Source organism: Sphaerothrix gracilis Ecp01, from assembly GCF_030405905.1.
GTDB classification, from domain to species: domain Bacteria; phylum Cyanobacteriota; class Cyanobacteriia; order Phormidesmidales; family Phormidesmidaceae; genus Sphaerothrix; species Sphaerothrix gracilis.
On the sequence record NZ_JASATW010000011.1, the window covers coordinates 1 to 12,427 of the forward strand.

Genomic DNA, 12,427 nt, shown 5'->3' on the forward strand with positions numbered 1-12,427 from the left:
CCCTATCCCCACCACCCACTATCCCCACCCCCTCTGCCAAAAACGCCTCCATCGACGAAAACTTCAAGCTGGGAAAGAAGGGCGACGTCTGCCATCGGCGAAATTTTTCTAGCATGTCACGGGTGGGGCCGCCGCCGTGATCGCCCATGCCGGGAAGCCAGAGAGACTGGTTAAGCTGGGTTTGGCTCTCCCAGTAGCAGGCATGGTCGGCCATTTTAAGCGGGTCAATGTCGCTGCCGATGGGGGGAAGATTGAGGCTGAGAATAGGTGTGCCATCGGCAGCCTGCCAGTGAAATAGCTCATGGGGAAACTGGGTGGTGTCGTTCCAGCGCAGCTTTTGGGTAGCGAAAAGATGCATCCCGCCCAGTTGCAGCAGCTGGGGTAGCTGCCAGCAAAAGCCGAAGCTGTCGGGAAGCCAGGCTACAGGGCTGTAGCTGCCGAATTTTTCCAAACAGTAGCGCTGACCGTAGAGAATTTGGCGCACGATGGATTCGCCGCTGATGACGTTGAATTCCGGTTCTACCCAGAGACCAGCATCGATCGCCCATCTGCCCGCTACCACCTGCTGCTGAATCTGCTGAAACAGGTCGGGGCGGTGACGTTCTAACCAGTCGAAAAGGGCTGGGCTGGAGTGGGTGTAGGTCAGTTCGGGGAAGTCTTTCTGCAAATTGAGCACAGATTCAAAGGTGCGCTGGGCGGCCTCCCAGGTGTCGGCGATGGGCCACAGCCAGGCGAGGTCTAGGTGAGCGTGACCGATACAGTGAATCTGCCGCTGTTTTAGCCAGGGGCTAAAGGGCAGGAGGCGATCGCGCATTTGAGCCAAGGACTGCTGAAAGCGATCGCGCTGACTAACTTGCTGCCAGTCAACCAGCTGGGTGGCTTCTGCAACTTCGCTCAGCGCCTCCGGCTTAAACTGGCTCAGGTAGCGGTGCAGAACAGCCAGTTCATCAGCGACAAAACCGGGTTCGGGGCAGCTTTGATCTGGGCGGTCAGAGAGTTCATAAAATAGCTGCGATCGCACCAGAGCGCCAGGATCATGCCCCGGACTCACCAAGCGCAGCCCCAACTGAAATTGTTCGCCTGGTTGCACATTTGAGGTGAGGCGGATACGGGTGAAGCAGTCGAAGAGGTCGCCCTGCTGCACGAGCTGGCCGTTAATAAAAATGTCGGCCTGTACGGCCCACCAGGTCAGTCCTAGCCGCAGTGTTAGGCTCGTGAGCGGATAGCCTTTGAGCTTGGCGGGTACGGTCAGGGTTTGCCACAGCCAGAGCACTTTTTGGCCTTTATCCCAGGCAATGTGCTGCCGCTCATTTAGAGGCGCGATCGCCCAGTTGGCGTCAGCCTGCGACTCGACCAAATCGGCAATTTCCCAATCTTGCTCAGAGTATTGCCACTGAGCCTGAATGTCTTGCTGGCTGAGGCTGCGAAGCTGCTGCTGTGTCTCGGTAAGCTGTGCCGCGATCGCAGCGTTACAATTCAACGGATTTCCGGAGTGGGGCATGACTTTCGGTAAGATCAGGGCAGTGGATTACTTTGAGCAGCGCTGACATGGCTTCTTCTTCACGTCCTTATCAAAGCCGTTTGTTAAAGGGGGTGCTGCGCCAAGTACACCAGGTTAGCGATCGCTATCAGCGCTCTCTGCGACAGCTTAAGGTGGCCGCAACTTGGGGGGCACAGGTTGTACTTTATCCGGTCTATGCCCTGTTTCAAACCAGCCGCGTGGCGAAGCGGCAGTTTGGTCAGGCTCCCCAGCCGAAGCGATCGCTCTTAGGGCGGCTGTTTGGGCGTCCGGCTGAGCCAGAAGCGGCAGCAGTGCCAGAATCGCCCCAGGCTTCCGAACCGATTTTGCAGGTGCTGCAGCTATTTGCGCCACCGCGCGATCGCCTGACGCTGCCAGAAGCTGCCGTGGAAGATGGCGCTCTCGCACCGGCAACGGTCACGGCCTTGACCGGGCTGCCCCAAACTTTAGCAAAATCAGCGGCTGAGCAAGCTGCCATCGGCGCTCTCAAGGTTCAGGGAATTGCCTCATACCTGGGCGATCGCCGTTTAGTCCTAATCGCGGCGGGTAACGCCGAACTAGATATTCTCACCGCGCAGCAGCAGGCGGCGCTGAGCAAGTACATTAGCTGGGCGATCGCTCACTACTGGTACGCCCAGCGGCAGGCGCGGGCCTTTGCTCAGGCTCAGGCCGGAATCTTGCCGCTGCCTCGCCGTAAGAGCCGGGCTTTGCCGCCGGTAGAGCTGTTTCGTCAGCTTATGGGCTGGATGCAGACCAGTCCGGTGGCGATCGCCACCAACCTCTTCAAAGAATCTGAGCTGGTTGCGGCCTTGGGCTGGCGACGACGGATCACAACACATCAGCGATCGCCCGCTTTGAGCCTACCCGAATCCAGTTTTTCGCCGCCAAGACTAATCCAGCCGCAGCTTGCCCCCTATGGTCAGCAGATAAGGCAGTTCTTACGTGGACTGCGCGGATGGCAAAATACTCTTGCTGTCACGCCTGATTCATCCTCCCTTACGGCTGAGTGTCCACAGCCTCCGTTATTCTCTTATCGCCAGCGGCTAATGTCGCTGCTAGCCAAGCTGCGTCAGCCTCAGTCGCTGCGCCAAGTTCCACCAGCCTCTTCTCAGCCGCTCGCCTCTCCTAAACGGCCTTTTATGCTTGCTCAACTAGACAAGCTGCTTAGCCGCTCGCCCGTGGCTGGGGCCAGCTCCGTCAGCGTGCTGGATGTACGTGAGTCTCAGTTTTCATCCACTTCAGTCCATACGAACCGAGTAATCCCGCTGTCTCACACTAGTCGCAGCCCCATTCAGATGACTCAAGCTACCGCTGGCGCTGCTACCGCAAATCCTGATTGGATTGAAACTACGGCGACGGTGATTGAGTATATCGAGCATCCTTTGGAAAAGCTGCTGCGCTGGATTGATCAGGGCCTGCTTTGGCTGGAGGAGTGGTTTGAGCGGCTGCGCGATCGCCTCAGAGGGGATCCAGGAGGAGGAATACAAAGGTAAAGATGCGGCGACTTAGAAACTGGAAACCCAGAGACAAAAAGAGTTCTAGCCGTAAGCCATGTTGGATAAAAACGTTCTTTGCTTGCTCTACAATTTGTATTTTGCGGAACTGATTCTATTTGGCCGCGTCAATCGAATCACCTAGATAAAATCCCTCAAAAAGGCGAGTAACATTTGGCGATATGATAGCCATAGTAGAAATCCCCTATTTGGAGAGCGCTCCATGCTAACCCTTAAGATTGTTGTCTACTTGGTTGTAGCCTTTTTCATTGGCTTGTTTATTTTTGGATTCCTCAGCGGAGACCCGTCTCGGAACCCCGGACGCCAAGACTTTGAATAAAGCTCAACGCTGAACTGTCAGCGATTAGCAACCCAACAAAAGTAGCCCGCCTGGTCGGGCTATCTTTTTGAGATGTTTTAGATTTGGTATGCCCTACCCGGTTGTTCCCCCTGCTCTGCCCCCTGTTGCTGCTGATGTTTCGGCGGCTCCATTGCAAATGACTTCTGTTGAGGCCAGCATAGACTCAGCAGAAGTCATTCAGCTCAGCCCTGCCGTAGATCAGCCTGACAGCGTTTCTAGCCAGTTTGTTCAAACAGCGTCTCAGGACTGGGTAGAGAGGGCTGATTCAGCGGCGATCGCGGATTCGGTCATCACCGAGGCTACAGCACCGCAGCTGAGTCAGGCGGTGCCACCGATTTCACCCCTGCCTGAAGCGGCTCCCTCCACCAATCGCAGCGTCTGGAAGGATGGCGTAGTCAGACCGACAGCGCCACTCGTAGAACCCACTGACGAGGTAGAGCCGGGCGATATTGAGCAGCCCGAAATTCCTGACGTCACGGATGTTCCTGGTGAGGAACCAGAATCGGCAGATACGCCCGTTCAAATTAGGGCCAACCAGCAAGAATATGATCAGATCCGTCAGGTGGTTTCTGCCTATGGCAACGTTGTTTTGACATTGCCCGATGCCGTGCTAGACGCCGATCGGCTATGGGTAAACCTAAACAATCGCATCACCGTGGCAGAGGGCAACGTGGCTTTGGTGCGGGGCGATCAGGTTATTCGGGGAGGGCGGGCTGAGTACAACCTCTTGCAGTCAGCGGGAACGGTTTTTGATGCCGCTGGTGTCTTATTTTTGCCTACCCTTGATGATGATCTTTCCACCGCAGAGGACAACGATGTCCTGGCCCGCTCTAATATTCCGCTGAGCACTCGCGCCACCAGCTACCAGCCCGTCGGTCGAGTCACAAATCCCACTAATCTAGAATTTGGCACTGAAGGCGATAACCAGGTTTCAGCGTCGGCGTTGCGCCGATTACGGTTTGAAACCGAACAAATTGACGTTAATGCTGAAGGTTGGCAAGCCCAGCAAATTCGCTTAACCAACGATCCTTTTTCGCCACCAGAGCTAGAATTTCGGGCCAACTCGGCTCGGCTAACGCGAATTTCGGAGTTTCAGGATGAACTGGTTTTTGACAACGGGCGCGTTGTCTTTGATCAGGGATTCTCGCTGCCGCTGCCGCGATCGCGCTTTATTATCAATCGAGGCGAGGTTGAAAGCGATGAGTTCAGCCTGCTGCCCACGGATATAGGCATCGATAACCGCGATCGCGACGGCCTTTTTGTCGGTCGTGACATCAACCTGATCAATTCCGGAACGACCAAGCTGCAAGTCACACCAGAATTTTATCTGGGTCGATTTTTTGACAATTCTGAGGTGGGTTCTCTGGAGAATTTCGGCTTTGTCACCCGCTTCACCCGCCAGTTTGGCCCCGATACCGAGCTGAGAGCGGTCGCCAGCGTGCCAGGGCTAGATCTCAGCAATATCGACGATCGCCTGCGGGCCAGTACTCGTCTTCGGCAGGCTCTAGGCAGCCATACCCTAGCCCTAGAAGCCAGCTATCGCAATCGCCTCTTTAACGGTTCCTTAGGTTTCCAGAACGTACAAAGTTCCGTTGGCGCTGTCCTCTCTTCTCCGGTCTTCCAGCTTGGGGATACGGGAATCAATCTCAGCTATCAGCTAGGCGGCCAGTACGTGACTGCCAATACTGACTTAGCTCGCTTCATCGATCCCAGCGATGATGACAATCGCCGATTGATCAGCCTAGGGCGCTTCCAGGCAGGCGTTTTTCTCAGCAAGAGCTTCCTGCTTTGGCAGGGAGAAGGATTGCCCGCTACCCCAGACCAGGGCTTGCGCTATACGCCTACGCCCGTCGTACCCTATGTCGTTCTGTTTACGGGTTTACGGGGCGTAGGCACCTACTACACCGACGGTTCGCTGCAGGAAACGCTGGCGGGTACCGTTGGCGTAGATATGCAGTTTGGCCACTTCTCTCGGCCTTATCTGGACTACACGCGGATCAATCTGGCCTATTCTGAAAACTTTGCTCGCGGCGATCAGTCCCCCTTCCTATTTGACCGTGATGCCGATCAGCGACGCATCTCTTTTGGCATCATTCAGCAAATATACGGTCCTTTTCGAGCTGGTATTCAGACAAGCTTTAACTTAGACAACAGCCAGCCAATCAATTTAGATTACATCCTGGAGTATAGCCGTCGAACCTACGGCGTGATTGTGCGCTACAACTCCACGCAAAACAGCGGATTTGTCGGCTTTCGGCTCAGTAATTTTGATTATTCTGGCGATCCGGGGCCGTTGGGGGGAGGTGCGCGACGGGTTGAAGGAGGGGTCATTCAGTAATGCGGTTGGCTAGTTGCCTGTCACCTAATTTATGAAGTAGGGGGATGTTCTCTCTAGATGCCCACGCTACACTTAACAATTGAGTTTCTACGCGAGTGCTAAATCATGGTGATGACAGATGCTCACGCGGATCAGGCAGTTTCTCTGTTGAATCACTACAGCTTTGATTTGATGGGCTATTCTGCTACCCAGTGGGTTCACCTGTGGCAGCAGCGCACTATCCCGGCAGACTGGATTCGCGCCGCGGTGATTGAAGCTTTACATCAGGGACGCTATAAAGCTATCTCCGTTGATCAGCTTTTGCGGGCTTGGCAGCGACGGCAGGAACCGATTCGTCACTTCAGTCACGATTTTGAGCGGATGATTTGTAGTCCTCTAGGCGATCGCTTTGCCTATGGCTATCAGCAGATTGACAACTGTTTAGAAGCGAGTCAAAGCCCTGCTTCCGCTCAGGCAGCTTCTGAAGCGGAACCTCATCCCCCAAATGAGTTAGCGTCAAGACCAATGGAGCCGATGCAAGATCAGCCGCGATCGCAGCCTAATCCCTTCCTGTCTGGGCGATCGCAGTCATCTTGGCCTGAGCTATCTGCAAGCGCCGCCAAGCTAGGAACCTCTCCGGCTCCAATTCATCAGTTTGTGCCGCCCGCTGAGCATTCCGAGTTCTACACCAAGCTACGAGCGGTTGCTCACCAAGCCAATTAAAAATCAGCTAGCCCAGATAGCGGCTATGACTCTGACGGTGGTTTTGTGACGCCGCGACGAATTTCAGAACAGAAGGACGCTAGGCTAGAGCCGTCTGCCGCTTCTAGCAGGCTGGTGCGCATTCGCAGATTGGGATTGGCAAACCAGAGGCGCTCTTCCACCTTGAGAGATTCGTTAGCCGTGACGATGGTGAGTACCTCATCGGCTAGGGTATAGCGTCCGGCAACTGGAGACTTGAAGTCAGTAGATTCCTGTCTCAGCAGTTGCCCGCTCATTTCGGCATCTGGTTTGAGCAGCACTAAAAAGGTAGAACTCGTTTGCCGCTGCGTTTCGCCAATGAGCTGACTGTCCTGAGTAACTCGCATTCCTAATAAAGCCTGTTGCGGCTCGGCTCCAAGCTGCTGGCAGAGCTGAGTGACTTCTGGGTCTTCCGAGTCAACTAGCTCCATTTGCAAATCTGACTGTCCTGCCTGAGACGTTTGGGTGGAGACGTAGTGCGTGGTGCGCTGAGAGAACCAGCTACCGGCTAGTTTTTCAAAAAAATTCACAATCTCCATGACAGACGTTTGACTTATGACTATAGAGCTTACGTTTCCTCATTCTAAGCCTATTGCTGACCCTTGCAATGGGACTTGAATAGGGGGGCGATCGAGCAATCCACTGATGGGCCAGAATCACACAATGGTAAGCTAACGAATGCACTTTAAAAAGTTCGCTTAGTAGCGGTGGCGTTTCAATGACAGGCTTAGATCAGGTTCCTTATTTGCTCAGGGCCGCGCGGGGAGAGAAACTATCACGACCGCCGGTATGGATGATGCGGCAGGCAGGTCGCTACATGAAGGTTTATCGAGATTTACGGGAAAAGCATCCTTCTTTCCGAGAACGCTCTGAAAATCCAGATTTGGCCATTGAGATCTCCCTGCAGCCCTGGCGAGCTTTTAAGCCTGATGGCGTCATCATGTTTTCCGATATTTTGACGCCGCTACCGGGGATGGGCATTCCCTTTGACATCGTGGAGAGCAAAGGACCCATGATCATGCCGCCGGTTCGCACCCAGGAGCAAATTGATCAGGTGCATGAGCTAGACCCAGAGACAGCTCTGCCTTTTATTCGCACTATCTTGCAAACGCTGCGGCAAGAAGTGGGCAGCGAGGCAGCCGTGCTGGGCTTTGTCGGCTCTCCCTGGACCCTAGCTGCCTACGCGATTGAGGGGAAAAGCTCTAAGAACTACGCCGTGATTAAAGGCATGGCGTTTTCGGAGCCGCAGATGCTGCACCAGCTTTTGAGCAAGATTGCCGACAATATTGCTATTTACGTGCGCTACCAGATTGACTGTGGCGCTCAGGTGGTACAGCTTTTCGACTCTTGGGCCGGACAGCTCAGCCCGGAAGACTATAAGACTTTTGCGCTGCCCTATCAGCAGCAGATTGTGCGTCAGGTGAAGGCGACCCATCCCGATACGCCCTTAATTCTCTATATCAGCGGCAGCGCTGGCGTTCTAGAGCTGATGGGGGAATCTGGCGTTGATATTATCAGCGTGGACTGGACGGTAGATATGGCCGATGCCCGGCGGCGACTGGGGCCAGATAGGATAGTGCAGGGGAACGTTGATCCAGGCGTTTTGTTTGGTTCTAAGGCGTTTATTCGCGATCGCATTCTCGATACTATTCGCAAAGCGGGCGATCGCGGTCATATTCTCAACTTGGGGCACGGCATTCTGCCGGGGACGCCTGAAGAGAATGCCGCCCACTTCTTTGAAACCGCCAAGCAGGTCGATCAGTTGCTGGCAGCCTCTGCTTAGCAATACGCCCCAGCATTTTTCTAGGCGTTCTGTAGGTTTGGGGTTAAGCTGGACGTTAGCTTAGAGGTATCTGAGCTAGCGTCCAGCCTCGTACTGTAGCGTTCTCGTGTCAACCGATTCCCTATCTTCTGACGCTCAATCCCAGCCTGCTGTAGCGTCCTCTCCGCGATCGCCTAAGCGCATTTTCATTACTGGAGCTAGTGGCTGCATTGGTCACTACATTGTGGAAGCGCTCATGCAGGAAACGCCCCACGAACTATTTTTGCTGCTGCGCAATCCCCAAAAGCTTTTACTCAATATTGAAAATTATCCCCAGGTACACGTCATCGAGGGGGATCTCAAACAGATTGACCGCTTCGCCGACTTACTTGGCACTATGGATGTGGCGATTTTGACGGCGGCGGCTTGGGGCGATCCGCAGATTACCTATGAGATTAACGTCACCCAAACCCTGCGGCTGATGGAGCTGCTCGATCCCGATCGCTGTGAGCAGGTGATCTATTTTTCCACTGCCAGCATCCTCGATCAAGACAATCAGCCTTTTAAGGAAGCGGGCGAAATTGGCACTGACTACATTCGCACCAAGTACATCTGCCACGAGAAGCTAGAGCAGTTGGCGATCGCCCCCAAAATCACCACAATTTTTCCAACGCTGGTCTTTGGTGGCGATAAGGATAAGCCCTTTTCTCACATTTCCGGCGGACTGGCTGACGTGGTCAAGTGGATGAAGCTAATTCGCTTCTTTAAGGCTGATGGCAGCTTCCACTTCATTCATGCCGAAGATATTGCCAGAGTTGTGAGCCATCTGGTTGAGCAACCGCCTGAGGCTCCGCGAGAATGGGTGCTGGGCAACCCAGCCATGACCGCTGATCAGGCGATTGAAGAAACCTGCCAGTACCTGAACCAGCACATCTGCATTCGGCTGCCGCTGTCTTTGGGCCTAGCCAACGTGCTAATTTCGGTATTTCATATTCGCATGGCCGACTGGGATCGCTTCTGCCTGCGCTACCGCCATTTTACCTATCAAGCTCCGGTCAATCCGGCTACCCTGGGGCTGGAGCCTTACTGTCCCACGCTGACAGACTTACTCGAAATCAGCGGCGTCTAGAAGTCAATTTTTACTGCGCTAGGGGCGGCTGCAGTTGCAAGATGGCCGACTTATGAGTACATTTGCCCTATAGCTGTTTCTTGATGCTGCCTTGAGCCGATGGCCATTATTTCTTCTCAGCAGCCAGAGTCAAATTCATCCCCGTTGCCAGGGGACAAAGCGCGATCGCCCGGTGCCGATACGCCGTCGTCGCTGTCTGGAGAACGCACTGGGGAAGAAACGCCTCGTCAGGAAGAGGGCCTCAGGCCCCATCAGTTTGCTGATTACATCGGCCAAAAGGCACTCAAGGAAGTCCTCGACATTGCAATTAAAGCGGCTCAGTCGCGCCAGGAACCTCTCGATCACCTCCTGCTCTACGGCCCTCCCGGCCTGGGCAAAACCACAATGGCCCTGATTCTGGCGCAGGAAATGGGGGTAAGCTGCAAAATCACCACTGCCCCGGCCCTAGAGCGTCCGCGCGATATTGTGGGGCTCCTGGTGAATCTGCGTCCGGGGGACGTGCTGTTTATTGATGAGATTCACCGCCTGCCACGGGTAACAGAGGAAATTTTGTATCCGGCGATGGAAGATGCGCGGCTAGATATCACTATCGGCAAAGGGCAGAGCGCCCGCACCCGCAGTATTCCGCTACAGCCCTTCACCCTAGTCGGTGCGACCACGCGGGTAGGGGCGCTGACCTCTCCTCTGCGCGATCGCTTTGGTTTGGTGCAGCGGCTGCGATTTTACGAAATCGATGAGCTAAGCGAAATTGTGCTGCGCACGGCCAAGGTCTTAAGCACAGAAATTGTGGAATGCGGCGCTAGAGAAATTGCCCGGCGATCGCGGGGGACGCCACGAATTGCCAATCGCCTGCTGAAGCGGGTACGGGACTATGTGCAGGTAAAAGCCTCCGGCGCAATTACTGAGGGCATCGCGGCGGAAGCGCTGCAGCTCTTTAACGTTGATCCCTGTGGGTTGGACTGGACGGATCGGCGTTTGCTAACCGTGATGATTGAAAATTTCAGCGGTGGCCCGGTGGGGCTAGACACAATGGCAGCGGCTACTGGCGAGGATGCCCAGACAATTGAAGAGGTGTATGAGCCGTATCTGATGCAAATTGGCTATCTGCAGCGGACGCCGCGCGGTCGGGTGGTGACGCCTGCGGCCTGTCGGCATCTGGGCTATGAGGTGCAGGCCAATAGCCTATCCCTAGGGGAGCAGCAGCTCACAATTTTGTAGGTCGTGGCCTCAGGGACCTAGAACCCGATCGCGCACAAACCAGCCGAGCAGCACCAGCAGCGCGATCGCCGCCGCCCCTATGCCAATTGGGCTAGGCACCCAGAAGACGGCTTCAATCTGATTGAGCTGGCCGAGCTGCAGCGATCGCCCCGATTGTAAAATTTCGCCAGGTTGAGCAGTCAGGCTCTTAATGCCCCAGGGTGTCGTCAGGCTGAAGCGCAGGTCTAAAGGCTCAATGTTAGATAAAACGCCGCCTGTGGGCTGAGCTGCTTCAACTGCCCGTAGATCCAAATCCCAGTTCAGGTGATTACGCAGGGCAAATATCAGGTTATTCTGCGACAGGCTGAGCTGTGATCGCACTGCAGCAGTCCCCAGTACCTCAGCGAGCAGGCCACTCGTCTCAGCCGCCATCAGCCGGTTGAACTTGTCTACCAGCTCTGCGCCATTATTAAACGGCACCTTAATCTGCCAGGTTTCTAGGGCATTGTGCTGGGCAGACCCTCCTAGCGATCGCGCCTGCTGCGCTGCCTGATCAAACCACTGCTGCACCTGGGCTGCACTCAGCCGGGTAAACCGTTCTTCTAGCCGGACTTGCTGGCTGATCATCCCGTGAGTCTGGCTAGCAAAGCGAATATCAATCGCCGACTGAAAACATCCCGACAGCAACAGCGCCATCAGCCCTATACATGCCGCCAACCACCACCGCCGCCACATCTTCCCCATCTCCTCGCCTTCCCTACCTCTCCTATCCCCACCAAACCAGCCCACCGACAACCAGCGCTGCCGCTCCTAGCGCCACCCAGAGAAATAAATTATCCTGCGTGTTCACCTGACTGAGATCCAAAGGTTCCAGCTGGGGCTGAGGCTTCTTTTTCTTGACGGGGATGCTAGTTTGCCCATAGCGGCTAAGATTAGGCATCGCATCGCGATCTTTTTCGTCGATAGCGCCCAAGTCTGGGATTTCGCTCAGCCACTCCGGACGGGCTTTGAGTTTGGGTGCTTTAAGAATATACAGCAGCCGCTTGGCCTGCTTGCGGGTTTCTAAGTCCGGATGTAGGGTTAGTTTTTCGCAGAGGGCGATCGCTTCGCGGCTGCGATCGCAAGCGGCATAGGCATTTACCAGCCAGGTTTGGATTTCTCCCCCCAAAAGCGTCTGCCACTTGGCGAGAGCCAGTGCTTTCTCAAAATGTGTGATTGAGCGGCGATAGTCGCCGCGCTCAAAAAGCTGTAGCCCCGAAGCAAACTCAACTTTGGCAAAATTTGTGTTTTCAGTCCCCATTATTTGAACTTTTTGCGGTTCAGCAGACATCATAGATATATATGGATTCTAAAAAACTCTGGAGTCCGATGGGGACTGATGAGTTTTTGGGTCAGGGATGCGGCCTGCACTGTGTTGTGAGTCAACTGAGTAGAGGAATTATGCTTACCTCCTTCAATCTAGCTTTAGGACAACCCTCTCGCTGGGGACTGGCTGTTTTAGGGGCGATCGCCGGAACTTTGCTGGTGGCAACCCCCAAACCCGCGGCGGCTGATACTGTCGTTATTTCCAACGGCGGCTTTAGCATCAGAACGTCAAACTTTGGCATTTCAGTGGGCAACCATCCTGGCTACTACTATCCCACCTATTCCCCCTATGGTTCTAGAACGGTAATCAACGGCGCTCGCATCAATAATGCCACTCTTAATCGCCCCGTGATTATCAACTCAGAAATCAACAACTCAACCTTGATCAATCCTGTTTTTCGTTCAGGCAGCTCCGGGCGAGTTATCCACCGGACACGGGTGATTCGGCGGCCTCACCGCAGCTTGAACAATATCTACAACCTGCAGCGTAGTAACGTTGCCCCGCTCAATAATAACTATAACTACTACCCGTATCGATATTGA

The 12,427-nt window shown here is 54.6% G+C and carries 12 protein-coding genes; 8 read left to right on the forward strand and 4 right to left on the reverse strand.

Annotated features, from left to right (window positions below; all coding sequences use genetic code 11):
• Positions 1–1,480: glycoside hydrolase family 38 N-terminal domain-containing protein (locus tag QJQ48_RS13540; RefSeq protein WP_487247699.1), on the reverse strand; the 1,480-nt coding region annotated here is incomplete at its 3' end.
• A gap of 68 nt (positions 1,481–1,548) precedes the next feature.
• Between QJQ48_RS13540 and QJQ48_RS13545 the strand changes: the two genes are divergently transcribed.
• From QJQ48_RS13545 to QJQ48_RS13560, 4 genes are all read left to right on the forward strand, one after another.
• Entirely contained in the window at positions 1,549–3,012 is a 1,464-nt protein-coding gene (locus QJQ48_RS13545; RefSeq protein WP_346291774.1) for a hypothetical protein, read from the forward strand.
• A 223-nt stretch (positions 3,013–3,235) separates the two neighbouring features.
• Positions 3,236–3,352, forward strand: a complete 117-nt coding sequence (locus tag QJQ48_RS13550; RefSeq protein WP_346291775.1) for a photosystem II reaction center protein I — start codon at positions 3,236–3,238, stop codon at positions 3,350–3,352.
• Positions 3,353–3,440: 88 nt separating this feature from the next.
• Complete coding sequence (locus QJQ48_RS13555; protein ID WP_346291776.1) at positions 3,441–5,711, forward strand: DUF3769 domain-containing protein; 2,271 nt, start codon at positions 3,441–3,443, stop codon at positions 5,709–5,711.
• A gap of 105 nt (positions 5,712–5,816) precedes the next feature.
• The gene (locus tag QJQ48_RS13560) at positions 5,817–6,413 is read left to right on the forward strand and encodes a hypothetical protein (protein ID WP_346291777.1); all 597 of its coding nucleotides are present in this window, start codon (positions 5,817–5,819) and stop codon (positions 6,411–6,413) included.
• A gap of 23 nt (positions 6,414–6,436) precedes the next feature.
• On the opposite strand, the gene QJQ48_RS13565 is transcribed toward QJQ48_RS13560, so the two are convergent.
• Positions 6,437–6,970 (reverse strand): phycobiliprotein lyase, encoded by a 534-nt coding sequence (locus tag QJQ48_RS13565; protein WP_346291778.1) that lies wholly within the window; start codon positions 6,968–6,970, stop codon positions 6,437–6,439.
• A 179-nt stretch (positions 6,971–7,149) separates the two neighbouring features.
• Here QJQ48_RS13565 and hemE point away from each other — a divergent pair, with 179 nt between their 5' ends.
• The 3 genes from hemE (at position 7,150) to ruvB (ending at position 10,540) form a co-directional block, all read left to right on the forward strand.
• The gene (gene hemE, locus QJQ48_RS13570) at positions 7,150–8,214 is read left to right on the forward strand and encodes a uroporphyrinogen decarboxylase (protein WP_346291779.1); all 1,065 of its coding nucleotides are present in this window, start codon (positions 7,150–7,152) and stop codon (positions 8,212–8,214) included.
• A 106-nt stretch (positions 8,215–8,320) separates the two neighbouring features.
• Positions 8,321–9,322, forward strand: a complete 1,002-nt coding sequence (locus QJQ48_RS13575) for an NAD-dependent epimerase/dehydratase family protein (RefSeq protein ID WP_428843050.1) — start codon at positions 8,321–8,323, stop codon at positions 9,320–9,322.
• A 99-nt stretch (positions 9,323–9,421) separates the two neighbouring features.
• A complete protein-coding gene (ruvB, locus tag QJQ48_RS13580; RefSeq protein ID WP_346291780.1) occupies positions 9,422–10,540 on the forward strand; it encodes a Holliday junction branch migration DNA helicase RuvB in 1,119 nt (372 codons plus the stop codon).
• Positions 10,541–10,549: 9 nt separating this feature from the next.
• Here ruvB and QJQ48_RS13585 read toward each other — a convergent pair whose 3' ends face one another.
• Both QJQ48_RS13585 and QJQ48_RS13590 read right to left on the reverse strand, forming a co-directional pair.
• The gene (locus tag QJQ48_RS13585; RefSeq protein WP_346291781.1) at positions 10,550–11,263 is read right to left on the reverse strand and encodes a DUF3153 domain-containing protein; all 714 of its coding nucleotides are present in this window, start codon (positions 11,261–11,263) and stop codon (positions 10,550–10,552) included.
• Between the two features lie 22 nt (positions 11,264–11,285).
• On the reverse strand, positions 11,286–11,852 hold the full coding sequence (locus QJQ48_RS13590; protein WP_346291782.1) for a hypothetical protein: 567 nt from the start codon (positions 11,850–11,852) through the stop codon (positions 11,286–11,288).
• 8 nt (positions 11,853–11,860) lie between these two features.
• Here QJQ48_RS13590 and QJQ48_RS13595 point away from each other — a divergent pair, with 8 nt between their 5' ends.
• A complete protein-coding gene (locus QJQ48_RS13595) occupies positions 11,861–12,427 on the forward strand; it encodes a hypothetical protein (RefSeq protein WP_346291783.1) in 567 nt (188 codons plus the stop codon).